A 22,318-nucleotide genomic window follows, 5' to 3' on the forward strand; every position below is an offset into this window, starting at 1 on the left:
GTCAATCACGAAGGACGAGGCGAACGCGGCAACGTCAGGGGGACTATCAGCGGTTGCGCGAACGGGCCGTCAGGCGAATACCCGCCCAATCAGCGCCCACCGAAGCAGCCGAGGTGGTGTTCAAGCCAGCGGTCTTTGCTGACTCCTCCACGTCTGCCACGGGAATCGCACCCGCGCGGCCAGGCTTGGGGATGAGAACCCAGATCAAGCCGCCGTCATCAAGGTTGGACATGGCGTCAACAAGAAGATCTGTCAGATCCTCTTCTTCAGCGTCCTCTTCTCGCCACCAGATGATGGTGCCATCAACAACATCGCCGTAATCACCATCAACGAGTTCGTTACCGGTTTCGGCTTCTACTGCTTCGCGGAGCGCTTCGTCGGCGTCGTCATCGACGTAGAACTCCTGGATCACTTGTCCTTTTGTGAAACCAAGGCTCATCGCCACGACTTTCGACCACCTTCCGAACTATGCGCACACAGCACATGAATTGCAATCACGCTCCTAATCGTAGGGCAGAAACGCCGTTTTGGTCAGCACTGCGCAGAGTTTTCTCCACCTCGACACCAACGTGGTATGCGTCTCCCCCACCCCAGCGCATATCGGGGCAAGGTGAAGCAAAGCCGCCCCTAATCTGGCCAGAAGTGAAAGTACAGGCTCCAAACTGAGACTTTTCACATGGGCTGAAAGTCCTGACGGCGCTCGCCAAACCCCGCAGAACAAGAGACAATAGGAGCAACAGTACTGCACGACGCTGTGCGGCACGGGCCCAAATCGTGTCGCCATAAGGAATGAGGGAATGAGCCACATGAGCGATAGTCATCCCGTCGTCAACGGCCTGCTGAGCCAGGTTCCTGACAACGATCCGGCAGAAACCGCCGAATGGGTGGAGTCACTGTCGGGGCTTATCGACGAAAAGGGCGGGCCCCGCGCCCGCTACATTCTGCTGCACATGCTGGCCGAGGCCCGCAAGCGCGACGTGCAGCTCCCGCAGGAATACACCACCCCCTACGTCAACACCATCCCCGTTGACCAGGAACCCTACTTCCCCGGCGACGAGGCCATGGAACGCCAGTACCGCCGCTGGATCCGCTGGAACGCAGCCGTCCAGGTGACGCGCGCCCAGCGCCCCGGCGTGAAGGTCGGCGGCCACATCTCCTCCTACGCGTCAGTTTCGACGCTCTACGAGGTCGGCCTCAACCACTTCTTCCGCGGGAAGCACCACCCCGGCGGCGGCGACCACATCTTCTTCCAGGGTCACGCCTCCCCCGGCCCCTACGCGCGCGCCTTCCTTGAAGGCCGCCTCACCGAAGAGCAAATGGACGGCTTCCGCCAGCAGGTGTCCACCGAGCATGGCCTGCCCTCCTACCCTCACCCCCGCCAGATGCCCGACTTCTGGGAATTCCCCAGCGTCTCCTTGGGTATCGCCCCCGCTGCGGCCATCTACCAGGCATGGTTTGACCGCTACCTGCACATGCGCGGCCTGAAGGACACCTCCCAGCAGCACACCTGGGCCTTCATCGGCGACGGCGAAATGGACGAGCCCGAATCGCGCGGCATGCTCCAGCTCGCCGCCCAGCAGGGCCTGGACAACCTGACCTTCGTCATTAACTGCAACCTGCAGCGCCTTGACGGCCCGGTTCGCGGTAACGGCAAGATCATTCAGGAACTCGAAGCCTTCTTCAAGGGCGCTGGCTGGAACGTCATCAAGGTCATCTGGGGCCGCGGCTGGGATCAGCTCCTGGCTGCCGACAAGGACAACGCCCTCGTCAACCTGATGAACGACACCCTTGACGGTGACTACCAGACCTTTAAGGCTAACGACGGCGCCTACGTGCGTGAGCACTTCTTCGGCCGTGATCCTCGTACCAAGGCCATGGTTCAGAACTGGACCGACGACCAGATCTGGGCGCTGCAGCGTGGTGGCCACGACTACCGTAAGGTCTACGCCGCATACAAGGCTGCGATGGAACACACCGGTCAGCCCACCGTCATCCTTGCCCACACCATTAAGGGCTACGCCCTGGGCTCCTCCTTCGCTGGTCGTAACTCAACCCACCAGATGAAGAAGCTCACCGTTGAGGATGCCAAGCAGCTGCGTGACCGCCTGCAGATTCCGATCACTGATGAGCAGCTTGAGCGTGATCCCTACTGCCCGCCGTACTACATGCCCCCGGCAGATCACCCGGCACTGCAGTACATGAAGGAGCGTCGCGAAAAGCTCGGCGGCTTCCTGCCTGAGCGTCGCGACGACTACGATCCCAAGCTCCCTGAGCTACCTGTTCGCCCCTTCGAGGCGATCGCTAAGGGCTCGGGCACCCTTGAGGTTGCCACCACCATGGCTTTCGTGCGCCTGCTCAAGGACCTGCTCAAGGACAAGAACATCGGCCGCTACCTCGTGCCCATCATCCCCGATGAGGCCCGTACCTTCGGTTTGGACGCTATCTTCCCCACGGCGAAGATCTTCCACACTCACGGCCAGAACTACACCGCTGTGGATGCTGACCTTATGCTCTCCTACAAGGAGTCCCAGCAGGGTCAGGTGCTCCACACCGGTATTACCGAAGCCGGTTCGGCCGCCGCTTTGCAGGCTGTGGGTACTGCTTACACCACCCACAACCTGCCGATGGTGCCCTTCTACATCTTCTACTCGATGTTTGGCTTCCAGCGCACCGGCGACCAGTTCTGGGCGGCCGCCGACCAGCTGGCCCGTGGCTTCGTGATCGGCGCGACCGCTGGCCGCACCACCCTGACCGGTGAGGGCCTGCAGCACCTTGATGGGCACTCCCCCATCATCTCGGCCACCAACCACGGCTTCGTCACCTACGACCCGGCCTACGCCTACGAAATCCGCCATATCATTTGGGACGGCCTGCAGCGTATGTACGGCGAGAACGATCCTCGCGATCCCAACGTCCTGTACTACATCACCGTCTACAACGAGCCGATCGTGCAGCCTGCCGAGCCTGAGAACCTTGACGTTGACGGCCTGCTCAAGGGCCTGTACAAGGTTGAGGATCACTCCGGCAACGGCCATAAGGTCCAGCTGCTTGCTTCCGGTGTTGGTGTGCCGTGGGCCCGCGAGGCTCGCCGCATGCTCGCCGAAGAGTGGGGTGTGGACGCTGCCGTGTGGTCTGTGACCTCGTGGAATGAGCTGCGTCGTGACGGCCGCGAAGCTGACGAGTACAACTTCCTCAACCCCGAAGCTGAGCAGCGCGTGCCCTACGTGACCGCTAAGCTTGCTGGCAGCGAGGGCCCCTTCATCGCCACCTCCGACTACGACACCCTGGTTTCTGACCAGATTCGTCCGTGGGTTCCCGGCGAGTACATCACCCTTGGTACCGACGGCTTCGGTGTGTCTGACACTCGCCGCGCTGCCCGCCGCTACTTCAAGGTTGACGCCGAATCCGTGGTTGTCCGCACCCTCAAGGCGCTGGCTGACCGTGGCGTGATGGATCGCTCCGTGGTTGCTCAGGCAATCCAACGTTACGACCTGTTCAACAACTCCATTGAGGCTGCTGGCCCTGTTGGCGACTGATCCCAGTCCCACTTCAGGCTGACAGCTCACACGGGGAGGCTGCACCCACTGGGTGCGGCCTCCCCCGCTTTTTACCCGCCTGCCATTCACTCAGGTGCGCCGCTCAGCACCGCGCCACCCGAGGTTGAGCGCTATGCTCAGGTCAGATCCCCTGATGAAGGTGACGGCGGCGAAGGAGGCCCCATGCTTGGCGCAATCATTGGCGATATCGTTGGTTCCCCCTACGAGTTCGACCAGGGAGACAAGACCACTGTCTTTCCCTTCTTCCACGCTGACGGGGACTTCACCGACGATACGGTGATGACCATTGCCGTCGCCCGCGCGCTCATGGACGCTGCGGGGGACGAGGCCGCCGCGCCCGCCCTCCTCGTGGCGCGCATGCAAGAGTTCTACCGCGCCTACCCTCACCCGAAGGGCAGCTATGGAGGCCGTTTCCTTCAATGGCTGACCTCCCCCAAGCCTGAACCCTACAACAGTTGGGGCAATGGCTCAGCAATGCGGGTCTCTAGCGTCGGATGGCTCTTCACTACCCCCGAGGATGTCCTCCGTTGGGCGGCGATCAGCGCCGAGGTGACCCACAACCATCCTGAGGGGATAAAAGGTGCGCAGGCCGTCGCCCTCGCCATCTACAGGGCGCGGCATTGGCAGCGCACGCCTGAAGGAATCGCTGCAGGAAAAGACGCGCTGTATGACGAGATCACCACCCGTTTTGGCTATAACCTGTCACGCAGCGTCGATGAGATTCGTCCTCACTATCGCCACGTCGAGTCCTGCCAAGAAACTGTCCCTGAGGCCTTGACGTGTTTTATTGAATCCCAAGATTTTGAGAGCGCTCTTCGGCTGGGGGTCTCGATTGGTGGAGACACTGACACCGTTGGGGCGATTATCGGCGGTATCGCAGAGGCCGCCTACGGAATCCCCGCAGAGATTCGCGCAGGCGGCCTCGCATACCTTCCGCCCGATTTCCTCGCAGTCCTTAAGGATTTCTGGGCGCACGGGCACTAGAAGAAGAAATACTTCACGATCATGCCTATTGCGGCAATTGCAGAGGTAATGAACGCCAGAAGCGATATGGGAGAGCCGGTCTCCGGCTCGCCAGATGCTGCATTGCCCACACCAGTGGACGCTTGGCCACCCTCAGGTGAAGCGACAAGTTTTTCCTTGCCATACGTAGCTGGGGGACGCGTGATGAAGCTCTCCACCGTGGCCTTCTTCGCCGGATCGTAGATCCACACGGAACTCATTCCCAGGCCGTAACCGATACGGACGCGCAGCCCCGTGGAGGTGTTCCAATCTCGATACTCGCCGCCGTAGTGAGAGCTTTCTTCTGCCTGACCATAGCGACTATTCAGAGCTGTTTCCAGGTTCTTCATGACGCGTTCGATATCTGCGTTCGTGCGTCCGGGAGTACGATCCTTCATCCCCATGGAGACGTCGAAGGTCACCAGCCACACACGCTGATCCTCATCCCGAATGGCTGCTCGTGGTTCAGCAGGTGGGGAAACCTGCGTGTAGTAGACGTCGGGCCAGCTACTGTCTTCCGGGAACCATCCAATACCGCTAGCGATTTCGGATGCGTCAAAAAGATCAATGGAGTCCATTGACTGCGTCCACTCGTCAATGATTCTCAGCGCGTCATCAACCTCGTAGTTGATCGGAATACCGGTGACACGATCGTCCTCGGGACCGTGATAATCGATGATAACGTTGCTCTTTCCTGGCCCGTGGAAAAGAGCCAGAGACAGGTGCGGGGTGATATTCCACTGCGCGAAGTGGGGATTATCGACGCCTCGGGTGTTCCTTTCGGGTTGGCCGTAGATCTCCGTGAGGGCAGCCTCGACCTCCAGCATGCGTTCTTTCATTAAAGGCCAGGCCTCGGCCTCGGTCCGTTCTGACCAGTGGTCCGCCAGATTGAAGGTCACCCGTGTCGCTCCGCGGCGCCCATAGGTGACCCCGACATCGGGTTCGGCGAAGTAATCCTCCGAGAAGATGCGCAGGTTTCCGTCGTACATGACGTGCATCAGGGTGGAGAAGAACGCTGTCGAGGACGATTCCTCGGCAGTCCATCCCACTGTGTCGGCGCAGTCGTGGACGGCGGCAACGTTCATTGGCCACGGGGCGTTGAGCCAGGTTTGAATCGTCTGGAGGCAAGACGTGGTATCAGGAACGATAATCTGGTCTTCTGGCTCGCTCTCGTGGCGGGGCCCAGTGATGGACACCGTGGGGCGCGCGGTCCCGTAAGTGATGCGTACCCACACGCCAGTGGGTGTCTTCCACCAGCAGAACTCCCGCCCATTGACGTCATTGGAGAGACGGAAGGGCTGCCCATAGAGGTTCGTGAGTTCTTTCTCGAGTTCACGCATATGGGCAGTGAGGATTTCAGTGGCGCGTCCTCGTTCCTCCCGTTCGACAAGATTCGACGCGTGGAAGAACAGATCAGGAACGCCGTAGGAATGGACGGTCAGGAGGCAGCGGACCTCGGGGGCGATCCAGAATGAACCCGGCGGAGCATAGTCCTCCTCGGTGTCGATCTTTTCGGCGGTCCAGCCCACCTGCTCGGCATAGCCATAGACTTGCTCGACCGTGAGCGGCCACGTGGTATTCACCAGCGTTTGAATAAAGGCAAGGCTCTGGTCATTCGGAATGATTTTTAGTGCGTTCATGGCGGCTCTCGCTTTCCGGGGGGATTATTGAGATGAGGAGGGCAGGAGCAGATCAAGTCTCAACGACCGGTCCTCTATACGAAGGATTGGCTAAGTTCTCAGGCGAAAGAATCAGTTCAACTTCTTCCTCCGACAATAGACCCATCTCAATGATGATATCCCGGACACTGCGTCCTCCCAGTGCGGCTTTCTTCCCAACGACATCACCCAGATGGTGGCCGATCACGTCATTAAAGTAGGTGACGATGCCAATAGAGTTCATGACGTAGGAACGACACACCTCTTCATTCGCGGTCAGCCCCACCACGCAACGCTCACGCAGAGTATCGCAGGCATTGATGAGCAGGTGAATGGACTCAAAGAGCGCTTGGGCGATGACCGGTTCCATCACATTGAGCTGTAACTGGCCAGCTTCTGCTGCCATCGTCACGGTCTGGTCATTGCCGATGACCTTGAAGCACACCTGGTTGACGACCTCAGGGATGACCGGGTTGACCTTGGCGGGCATAATTGAGGATCCTGCCGCCATTTCCGGCAGGTTGATCTCATTGAGGCCAGCTCTCGGCCCGGAGGCAAGCAGACGCAGATCATTGCAGATCTTGGACAGTTTCACGGCAGTGCGCTTGATGGTGGCGTGCATGGACACGTAGGCGCCCGTATCCGAGGTTGCCTCAATGAGGTGCTCCGCTCCGCGCACCGGCAGGCCGGTAATCCGCCGCAGATGACGGACTACCGCCTCCTGGTAACCGGGAGGAGTATTCAAACCCGTACCGATGGCTGTTGCTCCCAGGTTGGTTTCAAGCAGCAGGTCCGCATTGTTTACCAGGCGGGCGTCCTCTTCACGCAAGGTGACGGCAAAGGCCATCATCTCTTGCCCCAGCGTCATGGGGACGGCGTCTTGAAGCTGCGTGCGCCCCATGGTGAGCACGTCAGCGAACTCTTCTCCCTTACGCGCAAAAGCATCAGCAAGCTCATCAATGGCGCGTTGCAGGGCGAGAGTACGCACGTGGACGGCAAGACGGAAGGCCGTCGGGTAGGCGTCGTTAGTGGATTGGGAGCGGTTGACGTCATCGTTGGGGTGAATAATGTCGTAGCGCCCGCGTTCCTCCCCCATGAGTTCGAGGGCGAGGTTGGCGATAACCTCGTTGGCGTTCATATTTAACGAGGTTCCCGCACCTCCCTGGAACTGGTCGATGGGGAACTGGTCCATGCAGCGCCCATCGCGCAGTATCGCATCGCAGGCTGCCACGATCGCGTCTGCGGTGCTGGGCGTCATGACGCGCAGCTCCTTGTTGGCTAGGGCTGCGGCCTTCTTCACGTGGACGATGGCGCGAATCAGGTCGGGCACTTCGTTGATGGTGTGTCCCGAGATCTGATAGTTCTCTAACGCTCGAAGGGTGTGGATCCCCCAGTAGGCGCCTGCGGGAACCTCACGGTCACCCAATAGGTCATGTTCGGTTCGCACGTCCATGTGCGCCGTCCTTTCGCAGAGTACGGTCGGCCTCTTCGCCTGTGTATGTCTGCTAACGATCCTAGTGCTTCATGGCCCCTGCGTTGAATGGCACGCGTGGCCTGCCTTCAGCTGCGGGTCGGGTGGAAGAACGCGCCCCACCGTTCGCGTCCTAATGCACCAACGACGCCTAAGGGAATACCCGCTGGGCACACCTTCGCACACTCACCGTATCCAGAGCACGAACCGAAGAACTCATCCACGCTCACCGACATTGCCCGCGCACGTCGGCCTCGTTCAAGAGCAGGCACGGGCAGTGCAGCCAGGTGGGCGACGCGCGCCCCCGCATATAGGGCAGCCGAACCATTAGGGCAGGCTGCCACGCAGGCGCCACACCCAATGCAGGCCGCCATGTCCAAGGCGTATTCGGCGATGTCATGAGCGACAGGAAGGGCATCGGCGTCAGCAGCAAGCCCCGTATCGACAGAGGCAAAGCCACCCGCCATGGTGACCTCGTCGAGGACGCCCCGATCAACGACAAGGTCTCGCAGAACAGGAAAGACACCTGTTCGTAGGGGCTCAAGGGTGATGGTTGCCCCTTCTCGCCTCTCCCCGACCCGCTGGTGACAGGCGGGGAGATTGTCCCTCCACCCGTGGGGGCGTCCGTCCACAGTGAGCCCGCAGGCTCCACAGATGCCCTCACGGCAGTCCGACTCGAAGGCCACGGGAGTCTCGCCACGCACGCGAAGTTGGGCGTTGAGATGATCGAGGAGTTCAAGCACTGACATTGCCGGATCGCAGCCGTCAAGCTCGTAGGTGTGGAAGGCTCCCCTGTCCTGTGGGCTGCCTTGGCGCCAGATTTTCAGCCTCAGCCTCATTGGTAGCTCCTTTGCTGAACTGTCACATCCACAAATTCCAGGGCCTCACGATGGTGCGTGAATTGAGGGGTGCTGTCCCACGTCGAAGACGTCCACGCCGACACGCTCATCCACTGTTCGTCATTGCGGGCGGCCTCGCCATCACGGGAGTATTCACTGCGGAAGTGCGCACCGCAGGATTCTTCCCTGTGCCAGGCATCAACGCAGATCAGCTCGGCCATTTCGAGGTAGTCGCTCACTCGTGCGGCCTCAACAAGATCCTGGTTGTATTCATGCACTCCGCCGCTGACGCGAACCTCACGCGCGAAGGAGGTTCTGAGTTCACGGATATCGCGAATTGCGCGCTCTAACCCCGCCTTGTCACGAACGACTCCACAGTCGCGGTAGAGGATTGCGCCAAGTTCGCGGTGGAATCGCTGCGCTGGCACGCTTCCTGGACTATCCAGGAGGGCGTTGATGCGCTCCGTGACCCGCGCGTAGGCTGCGGTCACAGCCGGGGAAGTCACGTCGAGTAGTGCTTCTCCCAGGTGTCCGGCCAGGTAGTCGGGGACGGTGCGGGGGATGACAAAGGAGCCGTCCACGCAGGCGGCCAGCAGAGAGTTTGCACCCAGCCTATTGGCCCCGTGGTATGCGGCGTTGGCTTCGCCTGCGACGAAGAGGCCGGGGATGGTGCTCATGAGCCGGTAGTCCACCCACAGTCCACCCATGGTGAAGTGGGCGCCGGGTGCGATACGCATGGGCTGAGTGTAGGGGTCTTCGCCGGTGGCGTCGCGGTACATGTCAAAGAGGTTGCCGTAGCGTTCGGCAATGACGTCTCGTCCGAGGCGTTCGAGGGCGTCGCGGAAGTCCAGGTAGACGGAGTTGCGCAGGGGGCCAACGCCTCGTCCTGCGTCGATTTGGGCCCGGGCCGCGCGGGAAGCGATGTCGCGGGGCGTGAGGTTACCAAAGGCCGGGTATTGGCGTTCCAGGTAGTAGTCGCGTTCCTCCTCGGGGATTTGCGAGGGCGGGCGCGCATCTTCTTTGGCCCGTGGGACCCAGATCCGCCCGTCGTTGCGCAGGGACTCAGACATGAGCGTCGTCTTGGACTGCCACTGGGATGAGACGGGCAAGGCTGTGGGGTGGAATTGGATGAAGCTGGGCGAGGCGAGCGCTGCTCCGGCCCGGTGAGCCCGCCAGATCGCGGTGGCTGAGGAGTTTTTCGCCAATGTGGAGTGGAAGTAGGCGTTGCCGTAACCTCCGGTGGCAAGGATTACGGCGTGGGCCGGGTGAAAGCGGAGTTCACCTGTGGTCAGGTCGCGGGTGATGACGCCGCGGGCGCGCCCGTCCTCGACGACGATGTCGAGCATTTCGTGGCGAACCCAGAGGGTTGCTTGGCCTCGTGCGACCTGGCGCATGAGTGCGCTGGAGGCCGCTACCTGCAGCTGCTGGCCGGTTTGCCCGCGCGAGTAGTAGGTGCGTGAGACTTGGACGCCACCAAAACTGCGGGTCGACAGCGAGCCGCCGTATTCTCGGGCGAAGGGCACGCCCAGGGCATTGAGGTGGTCGATGACTCGGGTGGATTCGACCCCGAGCCTCCAGGCTTCAGATTCTCGGGCGCGGAAGTCTCCGCCTTTGACGGTGTCGCGGACAAAGCGCGCCAGGGCGTCGCCGTCAACTCGGCGAGCCCTAGCAGCGTTAATACCGCCTTGTGCTGCGACGGAGTGCGCGCGGCGGGGAGTGTCGTGGGCGGTGATGACATCAACGGGGTAGCCCATTTCTGCCAGCGCCGCAGCTGCGCCAGCACCAGCCAAGCCAGTTCCGACAACAACGATACGGAAGCGGCGCCGGTTGCCGGGGCTGACGAGGCGGGCGTTGGCGACGAAGGTCTGCCACATGTGACGTGGAGGAGCATCGGGTTGGTGGGGGTTGAGTGACTGTCCTTCGCGCACACGAATAGTTGCCGAGTCACGCGACATGTCCTGGGTTTCCTCCGTGCGTGGGTCCCCCAGAGGCACGTAGTCTTGCCAGCGGCGAGTTGCTTCCTGAGGGTCAGGTTGGTGCTGAGGGAAATCGCTCATTGGAAGGCTCCCATCCATGCTGCGGCCACCACCGCGCCATTACCGACAACAATGAGCAGAGCAAGGGCGTAGCCGACAAGGCGTGCGATGCTGCGACCTCTTTCTCGGACTCCCCCAAGATCTTGCCAAGCCAGCCCGATACCATGAGCAAGGTGTATCCCCAAGGCAATGAGCGCAATGCCGTAGCCGACGGCCGCTATGGGGCGTGCCAGGGAGGCGCTGAGGTTTGCCACCGCGTAGAACACACTGCCCCCATCTGGGCTGGGGGTGGGGTGTTGGAAGCTCTCGGGGGCGATGAGAACCCCTGCGGTGAGGTCAAGGATATGGGCAGTGATGAACAGGAGCATGATGAGGCCCGTCGGCATCATGGCTTTAGCCCCGTATCCGCGCCATCCCATGTGGCGCGCCCCGCGAGTGCGGGTGCTTGCTGAGCGCTGCCACAGGATGAGTACTGAGAGCAGATGGATAATCAGGCACATGCCCATGACGATGCGGAAAACCCACAAGACAAAGCCGTGCGGAAGCGCGGGGGCGCCGACCTCACGAAGCCACGCGGCATAGAGATCAACGCCCGGCGGATCGAGGAAAACCTTGAGATTGCCGAGCATGTGGATGAGAACGAAGGCTGCCATTGCTAGACCCGTGACGGCTGTGGCCGTCTTAAGGAGCCAGGTAGGCAGCAGGACGCGACGCCGTTGAACATCGCGTCGTCCGTGAATGTGCGCCATTGCAACACCCCCTTTTGTCCAGTTTAGCGCGAGAAAGAATGGTGGGCGCGGGAGATGAAGCTGCTCATCCCCATAAGAAGAACCGGGGGCGCGCTGGAAGGAAGGGCCGCAGCTGTTGCTTCCGCGTTATGCCCGCGAGGACTTCTTCGTCTCGTCGACAGCGTCAAGAATGTCGCCCAAGGTCTGCCAGGAACGCACAGCTTCGTCAGTGAAGGTGCAGCGCAATTCGTGCTCGACAGCGGCAACAACGGCGTAGAGTCCAAGGTCATCCAGGTCAAGGTCCTCACGCAAGGTGAGGTCAAGGCGCGCGCGGGACGGGTCAAGCGCGGTCTCAGCAACGATAGCGGCGAGGACGGCCTCGTGGCGCGGGTTGACGCTATCACCGTCAGTAGAGTCCGCCCCGTGCGCCGACTCTTGTTGCGCATCTGGTTCTTCCCCCAAGGAGGGGGAGGCAACGAGCGCCTCGTCCTGCGTTTCTACGCTGTCGGCCGCATCAGAAGTGTCCTGCGCGAACGCCGCAGCCAGATCAATACCAAGGAGGTCGCCAATAGTGCCCATAGCACTAGAGTAGCTCCCTCCGAGGCGGCAGGTCGATGACGGGGCCTCGTGAACCCGCGCGTAGAGACAGCTCAGGGGCGAGCTGGCATGGCAGCTCGCCCCTGGCTTTTACATGTTTGTGCTCAGCCGACCACCTGGTTGAGCCAGCGCACGGGGGCGCCAGCACCGGCGTAGCGGAAAGGCTCAAGCTCATCATCCCAAGCCTGCCCCAAAGCCAGGTCCAGGCCCTCACGGAGGCTGAGCATATCGGTGGCTTGCTCCATGGCGGCTCGAATACGGTCCTCGGGAACGACGACATTACCGGCGGTGTCAATCTGGGCGTGGAAGATCCCCAGGGAGGGGGTGTGGAACCACCGGCCGCCGTCAGTCTGACCCGTGGGTTCTTCGGTAACTTCGTAGCGCAGGTGTTCCCAACCGCGCAGAGCAGAGGCAATCCTCACGCCGGATCCTGCCGTGCCCACCCACGCGAATTCGCACCGCATCATGCCGGGTGCAGCTGGCTGGTCGCTCCACTGCAGTTTAATGTCCTGTTCGAGGGCGTTGCCCACAGCCCACTGGATATGCGGGCAGAGCGCAGGGGGGACAGAGTGTACGAAAAGTACACCACGGGTGTATGTCCCTCTCATTGTGACCTCCAGGTTGTGTGGTGAGGATCGTCTTCCCCTACGCCCTCGTGACAACCCTTTCGGCGGTCTCACAACGATTTTTCGCGGTGTACACGCCCATCATAACCCCCAAGGCCAGCCCTGACCAGAGCAATCTACGCTTTAGCGCTCATTCTCTGCCCATCTCAGAGCCCCTCGGGCCCCAGGAACACCGGATTGACAGCAAAACCGCGAAGAATCTGGGTATCAGGATCGATAGAACTCCACAGGTCATCAATCCGCTGTCGTGCCAGCTCCCGGCCTGTCCTCAAGTCGTAGCTGTACAGTTCGATGGCCCCCTGAGTGCCCGTCGTGTGGCTGAGAACATCCAGGCGCTGCCCAGAAAAAACGGCAAAACGACGACTGTCATATCCGCCTGAGAGCGTCAGACCATGGAGGCTTTCCGTCACGCCCGATTCAACATCCGTGGAATAGACCTCGCCCCCACCCGAAATCCACCGCAGCTGCCCATCCACATAGGCTCCCGGCCCGTAGGAAGCGTTGAGGATCTCCTCGGAGGGCAGGCGTAAAAACTCGCCCTGCGGATCCTTCAATGCCACGATCCTCCTGCGCCCCGTGGTCACATCCCAGCGCTCGATTGACGCATAGCTGCGACTACCGGGCTGGAACTGCGTCAGAGGACTACCCTCCTCAAAGATCGGATAATGAGCAGGATTTCCGATTCTCTTGCCTTCACCCGGCAAATACTCCACCTGCTCGGCCAGGACGACCATCGTGTCCTCCTGACAAGGAGCGGTAGGGCCGGCGTAGCTCACTTCATCAAATTCAGAGGTTGCACTCCTCAGCTCCCGGTAGTCAAAGTCGCCCTGTGCCACGACCTGCTGGAAGAAAACGCGCTCACGCCCGGCGCCCTCGCCAGAGTCCATCACTTCCCCACCAAGGATGTACGCGCTCTCCCCGCACGCTCCAAAGACATCGGTATAGACGCCCACACTCCGCTGGCGGCTCCCGCTGGGCGTCGTGATACCCACCTGCTGCCGATAGCGCCCCTCAACGAAACCCTCATTCGTGAGCGAGGCAACAACGGCGCTGCCACCAAGGAAAGCAGCCCCATTGGCGATACTCCCTTTCGGGGCGTCAAAGACACTCACTTCGCCCTCACGGTCTATGACGTAGTCATGTTCTGAATCGGCAACGACAAGACCAGCACTCCCCCACAGAAGATGGGCAGCTTCAGAAAAGCCCGTCCGATACACGCGGGTCCCTCCCCCGCGCTCAACAAGAACCAGATAGCTAGCGCGGACAAAAGGATCGCTCGTACTCCACGGATTCATCACGAAGGCGGCAATCGTGTCATCAAGAGGAATGTGGCGGGCAGAACGGAGGTGAGGCTGGGTCAACGATGGCAGGGAAGAACATGCCGTCAGGAAAAGCCCCACCGCACACAGGAGCGTCCACAGGCGACCCACACCGCGCATGCCTTCGCCTCGGTGGATCATGGCACCTCCTTTCCCCTCGTTGGGATGGCGCTTCTCAACCGCAGGAGCAACAAGGTGAGCACTAAACTGCTGGCCGCCCTGCCAGCTCCACACTACAGTTTCCGAGCCCCGTGCACGAGGCCAGCGCCGTCCAACCCCACCCTGCACAAGCAAAGGCTGGGCGGCACCGCTCACCGCAGTGCCGCCCAGCCTCAGAACTGATCGCGCTCCATCCTCACCGGAGGAAAGAGGAAGACTCAGTAGTTCTTGTTACGGATGTCGCGCAGAGCCTTCTTCCGGGTCGCGCGATCCAGACGATCAATGTAGATCATGCCCTCCAGGTGGTCGCACTCGTGCTGGAGTGCGCGAGCCATCAGCTCCTCACCCTCAAGCACCACTGGCTTGCCATCAAGGTCAATACCCTCAACGCGGGCATACCAAGCGCGTTCGGTCGGGTACCACAGCTCAGGCACCGACAGGCAGCCTTCGTCACCGTCCTGGTACTCGTCCTCGGAGACCTCAACCAGCTTGGGGTTCAGGACATAACCGATTTCACCATCCACGTTGTAGGAGAAGGCACGCAGCCCCACGCCAATCTGGTTAGCAGCCAAACCGGCGCGTCCCTCCAAAGCCACACCCTCAAGCAGGTCTTCGACCAGGGACTTGACCTTATCGTCAATGTCCGTAATCCACTCGCAGGGGGTGCGCAGGATCGGGTCACCGATAATGCGGATCTCGCGGATCGCCATCTTACTTTCCTTCCTGACCCAGCAGGCGCGCATGCAGGTCGCGGACAGCGCCAACGGCCTCGCCCACTGCGACCTCGACACGCTCACCGCTGGCGCGGTCACGAATTTCGACCTTACCCTCAGCCAGGCCTCGACCAACGACCAAAGTGATCGGAATACCGACCAGTTCAGAGTCAGCAAACTTCACGCCAGCCGACACCTTCGCACGGTCATCGTAAAGGACATCCAGGCCAGCAGCATCAAGCTCAGCGCACAGCTGCTCGGCAGTGCCGAAGATTTCTTCTCCCTTGCCGGTGGCCAGAACATGCACGTCGAAAGGCGCGATCTGCGCCGGCCAGGCCAAGCCACGCTCATCGCAGTTGGATTCCGCCAGGGCTGCGAGCACACGCGAGATACCAATGCCGTAAGAGCCCATAGTCACAATCTGGCTCTTGCCGTTCTCATCCAAGACCGTCAGGCCAAGAGCCTTGGCGTACTTGCGGCCAAGCTGGAAGATGTGGCCAATTTCGATGCCACGCTCCAGGTGAAGCGGACCCGAACCGTCGGGGGCAGGATCGCCCTCCCGGACCTCAGCGGCCTCAATGGTGCCATCGCCGTCGAAGTCGCGGCCCTTGACGAAGGAGAAGACGTGGGTATCGACTGCGTTAGCGCCGGTGATCCACATCGTGCCATCCACGACGCGCGGGTCAAGGAGGTAGCGGATCGAACCCGAGGGGTTGCCGTCCTCGTCGGTGACACGGGTGGGGGCGTTGGGGCCGATCACCTGTGGGCCAATGTAGCCAACGACCAACTCAGGGTGCTTCTCAAGGTCGGCGGGGGTGGCCATTTCAACCTCGGCGGGCGAGACGGACGCCTCGACGCGCTTCATGTCGACTTCGCGGTCGCCAGGAAGGCCGATCACGAGCAATTCACGTTCGCCGGTGGGATGGGTCAACGCCACAACAACGTTCTTCAAAGTGTCGGAGGCTTCCCAGGGGCGATCCTCACGCGGGTAGTTGGCGTTGGCGTAGTCGACCAGTGCCTCAATGGTGGTGGCATCGGGGGTGGGCAGCACAGCAGGCTCAGGCAGGCCGTCAATCGGCAGCGCCTCAGGCACGGGCGTCGTGACAGCCTCAGCGTTGGCAGCGTAGCCGCCGGGAGAACGCACGAAGGTATCCTCACCGATGGGACTGGGGTGGAGGAATTCCTCCGAGCGAGAGCCGCCCATGGCACCCGACATCGCCGAGACAATGACATACTCCAAGCCCAGGCGGTCAAAGATCGCCTGGTAGGCCTTGCGTTCTGCCATGTAGGAGGCTTCCAAGCCCTCTTCGTCAATGTCGAAGGAGTAGGCGTCCTTCATGACGAACTCGCGGCCACGGATCAGACCGGCGCGGGGGCGAGCCTCATCGCGGTACTTAGTCTGGATCTGGTACAGAGCCAGAGGAAGATCCTTGTAGGAGGAGTACAGGTCCTTGACCAGCAGGGTGAACATCTCTTCGTGCGTGGGGGCGAGCAGGTAGTCGCCTTCCTTACGGTCACGCAGCTTGAAGAGGGTCGGCCCGTACTCGTCCCAGCGGTTTGTCGCCTTGTAGGGCTCGGCAGGGATGAGGGCAGGGAAGTGAACTTCCTGGGCGCCCATGCGGTCCATTTCCTCGCGGACAATGTCCTCAACCTTACGCAACACGCGCAAACCAAGGGGCATCCAGGTGTAGATGCCAGGGGCCGTGCGGCGGATGTAGCCAGCACGGACCAGAAGCTTATGGGACATGACCTCCGCGTCGGCGGGGTCTTCGCGCAAAGTGCGCAGGAAGAAAGAAGATACGTTTCTCAGCACGCCCTCTAGCGTAGTCCACTCCCCCACTCGTTTTCGAGCCTGCTAGGCGGACCTGGCCGCATTGTGTTGCACAGCAATTTTTAGACGGTGGGCGGTGGGCGGTGGGAAAGAATAAAGCCTGTGGGCGCAGCACGTGCTGCGCCCACAGGCTTTGGGGTTTATCGGTTCACCAGTGGCGACGACAGACACAGCCATTCAGGCCCACTAGCTCATGGATTGTCGAAAGGTCACTCTTCAGCGTTGCCACCAGACTCGGCCAGAAGCTTAATGTCGCGCAGAATATTCATGGTCATCAGCGACATGAAGGTCGCATCTGCCCAGCAAGCTGCCTGGGCGGTCATGCAGTGCGGCTGGTGGCGCTCACGCAGATGCAGGCGGGTGCGGTTCACATCCTCAGGGATAAGCACGAACGCCCAGGTGGCATCCACGTCCTTGGCAGTACCGTGCTCATCAACGGCGACCTCAGCGGAAGCCAGAACCAGGGCAGCGTTCTCATCATCAATGACAACGCTCATGTCGTCGTCTTCCTGAACGACATTCTTCAGCACCGACCAGACGACCTCGGGGGTAGCCTCGATGGAGACAGCACGGTCGGTCACGAAAGACGCTGCCGGAAGGATGTCGTCACCGGGCAGGACGATCTCAGCTTCGTTCCGGGTGACGCCAATGCGCTTGGGGAAGCCGGTGGCGACGATAGCGGCAGCGCCAGCTACGCCAGCCAGAGTCAAAATAGTGCGCAGTCCCATGGGAACTCCTTTAGTTGTACCGGGTATGGACGTGGGGTGGGACTACTTGGCGGCGATAACTTCAACGCTGCCTTCGCCTGCTTCGAGTCCCATCTCTTCTGCAAGCATATTGGCTCGGCGGATCAGCGTCTCGACGATCTGATCTTCAGGCACGGTGTCGACGACCTCGCCGCGGATAAAGATCTGCCCCTTGCCGTTACCCGAGGCAACCCCAAGGTCAGCTTCGCGGGCTTCGCCGGGGCCGTTGACGACACAGCCCATGACAGCCACACGCAGGGGAACGGTCAGGTCCTTGAGTCCTTCGGTGACTTCTTCAGCCAGGGTGTACACGTCTACCTGGGCGCGGCCACACGAAGGGCACGAGACGATCTCAAGGGTGCGTTCACGCAGGCCCATGGACTGAAGGATCTGGATGCCGACCTTGACTTCCTCCACCGGCGGAGCGGAGAGGGAAACGCGAATGGTGTCGCCGATGCCTTGACGCAGGAGGGCCCCAAAAGCAGTGGCGGACTTAATGGTGCCTTGGAAGGCGGGGCCAGCCTCGGTAACACCCAGGTGCAGGGGCCAATTGCCGCTCTCTGCGAGGATCTCGTATGCGCGGATCATCGTTACCGGGTCGTGGTGCTTGACGGAGATCTTGAAGTCGTGGAAGTCGTGCTCTTCAAAGAGGGAGGCTTCCCACATGGCGGACTCGGCGAGGGCCTCGGGCGTGGGGCCACCGTACTTGGAGTACATGCGCTTATCGAGGGAGCCGGCGTTGACGCCGATGCGCAGGGACGTGCCGTGGTCGCGTGCTGCCCGGGTGATCTCGGCGATCTGGTCATCGAACTTGCGGATATTGCCCGGGTTGACGCGCACAGCACCGCAGCCAGCTTCGATGGCCGCGAAGACATACTTGGGTTGGAAGTGGATGTCGGCGATCACCGGGATATTGGACTTGCGGGCGATGATGGGCAGCGCCTCTGCGTCCTTATCGGTGGGGCAAGCCACGCGCACAATATCGCAGCCCGATGCCGTCAGTTCGGCGATCTGCTGCAGGGTTGAGCCAATGTCGTGGGTTTTGGTGGTCGTCATGGACTGCACCGAGATGGGGGCGCCGCCGCCAACGGGCACGCTTCCGACCATGAGTCGACGGGTGTTCTTACGCGGGAATGGCGTGTCCTTCACGGTGGGCATGCCTAAAGCAATTTCAGTCACCGTTCCATTATCGCCCATGGTGGGGGCATTTGCGGCATCGCGCACTTGAGATAGGGAGTAGATCACGCGTTGCTTCCTTTCCCAGGAGGAACGGCTTCCCCACGGGGCGTCAGGCGCATAGCCCCTATGATTGAGGGGAAAGCGCATCACATCGACGTGAAAGACAAGGTGCCACTATGGAAACTCGCCCCCTGGGATCAACCGGAGCCAAAGCCTCCGTCATCGGTTTAGGAACCTGGCAGCTTGGCGCTGACTGGGGTGAGGTTGACGAGGCCGCCGCCCGCGCCACCCTCGACACGTCCCTGTCCTCTGGCGTGACCTTCATTGACACCGCCGACGTCTATGGGGATGGACGCTCAGAACGTTTTGTGGGCGCCTTCCGCGCAGACAATCCTGACCGAGGCCTTTTCGTTGCGACGAAGATGGGCCGCCGCGTTGAGCAGCGCCCAGAGAACTACACGCCTGAGGCCTTCGCCGTTTGGAACGAGCGTTCTCGCCGCAACCTTGGCATGGAGCGCCTGGATTTGGTCCAGCTTCACTGCCCGCCCACAGAAGTCCTGGCCGATTCTGCAACCTGGGATGAATTACGTCGGATGGTGGATGCCGGGGTAATCGCCAACTTTGGTGCGTCGGTGGAAACCTGCGAGCAGGCTCGTCTGGCAATGGATGGCGGGGCCCAGACCTTGCAGATCATCCTCAACGTGTTCCGTCGCAAGCCCCTTGAGGAAGTCCTGCCTGAGGCTGCCGAACGCGGTGTGGGTGTGATCGTACGCGTGCCGCTCGCTTCAGGCCTTCTGTCGGGCAAGTACACGATGGACACGGTCTTTGCCGCGAATGATCACCGCAATTACAACCGCGAGGGCGCCGCCTTCGACATTGGAGAAACCTTTGCTGGTGTCCCTTACGAGGTCGGTGTCGCTGCCGCTGCTGAGTTCACGCGTCTGTGTTCCACCTATGGGCCCGAGGGCGCAACGCCCGCTCAGGTTGCCCTCAAGTGGGTGACGGAACAGGTTGGAGTGACGACTGTCATTCCTGGAGCTCGCAACGCCGACCAGGCTGCAGCGAACGCTGCCGCAGCTTCCCTTCCGGCACTGTCGAATGACCTCAACACTGCGTTGGAGGAGCTTTACAACCGCATGATCCGCGAACACGTCCACGGCCGCTGGTAAAACCCCATCCCTGCCTGAACCACGGGTGCCCTCGCTCCTTCGAGCGAGGGCACCCGCATGTCTTGAACAGCTCAAACAGGGACGATGTGCCTGCACCTACCCCACCGTCACCGGCTTAATAATGTCAGCCACCATGAGGATCACGGACATGCCAATAAGCAGCGCACCCATCACGTAGGTGACAACCACCAGGCGGGCCGTGTCGGCGGGGCCCGGGTCAGGACGGCGACGCAGGCGGGCCACGCTGCGGCGGGCGCCCTCGTAAATCGCGCCAACAATGTGCCCACCATCCAGGGGTGGCACAGGCAGCAGGTTAAAGACGAAGAGCGCCATATTGAGCGAGGCCAACAAAGACAGCAAGGTGGCGACGGTCGCCCGGTAGTCGCTGGTGGCGAAGGTTCCCTCCCCCGAGGCGACCTCGCCTGCAATACGGCTGACCCCCACCACTGACATAACGCCCGCAGGATCACGCTCCGCGCCGGTTACCAAGGAGACAAGAACATCCCACACGGCAAGAGGAAGTCGAGCAACCACGCCCACAGTGCCAGTGAAAGCACCCCAGCTCACCTGAGCAACCACGGAAGGCGAGGCAGACACGTACTCAATGCCCGCGCCAACACCCATCACCCAGCGCCCGTCCTCAAGCTTGACCGGAGTGACAGTGACAGTCTGGGGCACGCCATTGCGGTCGATGGTCACGGACAGGGGCTCACCAGCAGACTTATCCAAAGCGGCAGTCAGGTCGCCCCAACGCTTAACGGGTGTTTCACCAACCGCAGTAATGCGATCCCCCGCCTCAATGCCAGCCGCTGCGGCAGGGCCGGGGACTGCACCAGAGGGCGTCGTCACAGTTGGGACCACAGCAGCCAGCGTTGGCGACGCCGTTGGCACGCCAATGCCCATAAGCACGACAGCAAATAGCACAACCGACAAGATGAGATTCGTGATCGGCCCGCCAAACATCACGGCAAACTTCTTCGGAGCACTCAGCCGATAAAACGCCCGCTCCTCCATACCCTCAGGGACCTCTGCGGCGCTTTCACGCCGCGCTTCCTCGGCAAGGGTCAGCTCGCCCTTCCGATTACGAATCGGCGTGCCAGGGCGGGCGGGGGCGTACATGCCGACAATGCGCACATAGCCGCCCAGCGGGATCGCGCGAACACCATAGCGAGTGCCACGCCATTCCTTCTCCCACAGCAGGGGGCCAAAGCCCACCGAAAACACGGGCACGGGCACGCCAAAACGTTTTGCTGGCAGCATGTGTCCCACCTCGTGAATCGCCACTGAAATCAGCAGCCCCACCACGATGACAACAATGCCAATCACATACGACAACACGTCACTCCCCCTCAAAAACCACTGACTCATTCAGACGGATCATCGGGAGCAACCTCCACCAAGGAGGCCCTCTGCCCCGTCCGCTTCACGCACCATCAGCGCTAGAAACTACGAGGCGATCCGCTCCGCAGCGCGCGCACGCGCCCATTCCTCCGCACCCAGGACATCCTCCAGGGTCGGAGCCGCGATGCCCTGGTGTTCCTCTACGACCTCGCGCACAGTATCAACGATCCCCAGGTAGTTCAAGCGACCATGAATGAAGGCATCCACACACACTTCGTTGGCGGCATTCAAAACCGCCGGGTGGGTGGCAGAAGCCGACACCGCATGACGGGCAAGCATAATCGCCGGGAATGTCTCATCATCAACAGGCTCGAATGTCCACGCCTGCGCCGTATTCCACCGCAGGGGCTCTTCAACATCCACCAGGCGTTCAGGCCAGGTCATCCCCAGGGCAATAGGCAGGCGCATATCCGGCGGGGAGGCCTGCAAGGTCGTTGCCCCATCCATCCAGGTCACACCCGAATGAACGATCGACTGGCGGTGAACGACGGTAACAATATGCTCGGGCGCCACATCAAACAGCAGGTGCGCCTCAATGAGCTCCAATCCCTTATTCATCAAGGTGGAGGAATTAATCGTCACTACCGGGCCCATATCCCAGGTGGGATGAGCAAAAGCTTGCTCAGGGGTCACCTCAGCCAAGTCCGCCCGGGTCTTCCCACGGAAAGGCCCACCCGATGCGGTCAAAATCAGATCAGCAACCTCACTGCGGCCAGTCACAACCGGAGCCGTCAGCCCCTTTTCGTGGACGCCGGAAGCCAATGCCTGAGCGATAGCCGAATGCTCCGAGTCCACGGGCACGATCTGGCCAGGGCGTGTCATTGCCTGCTTCACCAGCGCACCGCCCACAACCAGGGATTCCTTATTGGCCAGCGCCAGCGTGCATCCCGCTCGCAAAGCTGCAAGGGTCGGCCCAAGGCCCACGCCTCCCGTAATACCGTTGAGGACAACAGCCCCGGGGAAAGCACCCGCAATCTGCGTCGCCGCATCAGGGCCAACGAGGATTTGTGGCAACGGGTGAGATAGCGCCTGCGCACTGAGGGCCTCACGGAGTTCGGTCACGCAGTCGCGTGCGACAGCGACAACCTCGACGCCATAGGCCATGACCTGACGGGCGAGGATGTCCACATTCGCTCCGCCCGCAGCTAACGCGCGCACCCGGAAACGACCGGGGTTCGCGTCAATGACCTCGCAGGCCTGAGTGCCGATCGAACCGGTCGATCCCAGGATGACAACGTCAATAACGCCGACTGGATCACATGCGGGGGCGGAGGAGTGCAGGGGCAT

General features: G+C 61.3%; 18 protein-coding genes. 3 read left to right on the forward strand and 15 right to left on the reverse strand.

The genetic code is table 11. The annotated features are described in order from the left end of the window. Positions 1–46 precede the first annotated feature (46 nt). Entirely contained in the window at positions 47–445 is a 399-nt protein-coding gene (locus HWX48_RS06415; protein ID WP_254872999.1) for a DUF3052 domain-containing protein, read from the reverse strand. A 352-nt stretch (positions 446–797) separates the two neighbouring features. Here HWX48_RS06415 and aceE point away from each other — a divergent pair, with 352 nt between their 5' ends. After that, positions 798–3,536 carry a pyruvate dehydrogenase (acetyl-transferring), homodimeric type gene (aceE, locus tag HWX48_RS06420; protein ID WP_175955782.1) on the forward strand — a complete coding sequence of 913 codons (2,739 nt, stop codon included), beginning with the start codon at positions 798–800 and terminating at the stop codon, positions 3,534–3,536. A 183-nt stretch (positions 3,537–3,719) separates the two neighbouring features. After that, positions 3,720–4,541, forward strand: a complete 822-nt coding sequence (locus tag HWX48_RS06425; RefSeq protein WP_175955784.1) for an ADP-ribosylglycohydrolase family protein — start codon at positions 3,720–3,722, stop codon at positions 4,539–4,541. On the opposite strand, the gene HWX48_RS06430 is transcribed toward HWX48_RS06425, so the two are convergent. From HWX48_RS06430 to ispG, 12 genes are all read right to left on the reverse strand, one after another. Continuing rightward, positions 4,538–6,199 carry a DUF6301 family protein gene (locus tag HWX48_RS06430; protein ID WP_175955786.1) on the reverse strand — a complete coding sequence of 554 codons (1,662 nt, stop codon included), beginning with the start codon at positions 6,197–6,199 and terminating at the stop codon, positions 4,538–4,540. The genes HWX48_RS06425 and HWX48_RS06430 overlap by 4 nt on opposite strands. Positions 6,200–6,251: 52 nt before the next feature. Then, complete coding sequence (gene aspA / locus HWX48_RS06435) at positions 6,252–7,670, reverse strand: aspartate ammonia-lyase (protein WP_175955788.1); 1,419 nt, start codon at positions 7,668–7,670, stop codon at positions 6,252–6,254. 107 nt (positions 7,671–7,777) lie between these two features. Beyond that, the gene (locus tag HWX48_RS06440; protein ID WP_175955790.1) at positions 7,778–8,527 is read right to left on the reverse strand and encodes a succinate dehydrogenase/fumarate reductase iron-sulfur subunit; all 750 of its coding nucleotides are present in this window, start codon (positions 8,525–8,527) and stop codon (positions 7,778–7,780) included. After that, positions 8,524–10,482, reverse strand: coding sequence for a fumarate reductase/succinate dehydrogenase flavoprotein subunit (locus HWX48_RS06445; RefSeq protein ID WP_175956243.1), 1,959 nt, complete (start codon positions 10,480–10,482; stop codon positions 8,524–8,526). Before HWX48_RS06445 ends, HWX48_RS06440 begins: the two co-directional genes overlap by 4 nt. A 98-nt stretch (positions 10,483–10,580) precedes the next feature. Then, complete coding sequence (locus tag HWX48_RS06450) at positions 10,581–11,312, reverse strand: succinate dehydrogenase cytochrome b subunit (RefSeq protein ID WP_175955792.1); 732 nt, start codon at positions 11,310–11,312, stop codon at positions 10,581–10,583. Between the two features lie 126 nt (positions 11,313–11,438). Beyond that, the gene (locus HWX48_RS06455; RefSeq protein WP_175955794.1) at positions 11,439–11,870 is read right to left on the reverse strand and encodes a phosphopantetheine-binding protein; all 432 of its coding nucleotides are present in this window, start codon (positions 11,868–11,870) and stop codon (positions 11,439–11,441) included. Between the two features lie 122 nt (positions 11,871–11,992). Next, a complete protein-coding gene (locus HWX48_RS06460) occupies positions 11,993–12,496 on the reverse strand; it encodes a DUF3145 domain-containing protein (RefSeq protein WP_175955795.1) in 504 nt (167 codons plus the stop codon). A gap of 164 nt (positions 12,497–12,660) precedes the next feature. Then, the gene (locus HWX48_RS06465) at positions 12,661–13,974 is read right to left on the reverse strand and encodes a hypothetical protein (RefSeq protein ID WP_175955798.1); all 1,314 of its coding nucleotides are present in this window, start codon (positions 13,972–13,974) and stop codon (positions 12,661–12,663) included. 236 nt (positions 13,975–14,210) lie between these two features. Beyond that, positions 14,211–14,702 (reverse strand): peptide deformylase, encoded by a 492-nt coding sequence (gene def / locus HWX48_RS06470; RefSeq protein WP_175955800.1) that lies wholly within the window; start codon positions 14,700–14,702, stop codon positions 14,211–14,213. 1 nt (position 14,703) lies between these two features. Beyond that, positions 14,704–16,518: a proline--tRNA ligase gene (locus HWX48_RS06475; protein ID WP_175955801.1), complete on the reverse strand. Its 1,815-nt coding sequence runs from the start codon at positions 16,516–16,518 to the stop codon at positions 14,704–14,706. 227 nt (positions 16,519–16,745) lie between these two features. Beyond that, entirely contained in the window at positions 16,746–17,264 is a 519-nt protein-coding gene (locus tag HWX48_RS06480; protein WP_175955804.1) for a hypothetical protein, read from the reverse strand. A gap of 42 nt (positions 17,265–17,306) precedes the next feature. After that, a complete protein-coding gene (gene ispG, locus HWX48_RS06485) occupies positions 17,307–18,479 on the reverse strand; it encodes a flavodoxin-dependent (E)-4-hydroxy-3-methylbut-2-enyl-diphosphate synthase (RefSeq protein WP_175956245.1) in 1,173 nt (390 codons plus the stop codon). A gap of 158 nt (positions 18,480–18,637) precedes the next feature. Between ispG and HWX48_RS06490 the strand changes: the two genes are divergently transcribed. Further along, the gene (locus HWX48_RS06490) at positions 18,638–19,630 is read left to right on the forward strand and encodes an aldo/keto reductase (protein WP_175955806.1); all 993 of its coding nucleotides are present in this window, start codon (positions 18,638–18,640) and stop codon (positions 19,628–19,630) included. 96 nt (positions 19,631–19,726) lie between these two features. Here HWX48_RS06490 and HWX48_RS06495 read toward each other — a convergent pair whose 3' ends face one another. Both HWX48_RS06495 and dxr read right to left on the reverse strand, forming a co-directional pair. Continuing rightward, the gene (locus tag HWX48_RS06495; protein WP_254873000.1) at positions 19,727–20,998 is read right to left on the reverse strand and encodes an RIP metalloprotease; all 1,272 of its coding nucleotides are present in this window, start codon (positions 20,996–20,998) and stop codon (positions 19,727–19,729) included. 78 nt (positions 20,999–21,076) lie between these two features. Next, the gene (dxr, locus tag HWX48_RS06500) at positions 21,077–22,318 is read right to left on the reverse strand and encodes a 1-deoxy-D-xylulose-5-phosphate reductoisomerase (protein WP_175955808.1); all 1,242 of its coding nucleotides are present in this window, start codon (positions 22,316–22,318) and stop codon (positions 21,077–21,079) included.

Origin of the sequence: Schaalia sp. Marseille-Q2122, from assembly GCF_903645355.1 — a bacterium.
GTDB lineage: Bacteria > Actinomycetota > Actinomycetes > Actinomycetales > Actinomycetaceae > Pauljensenia.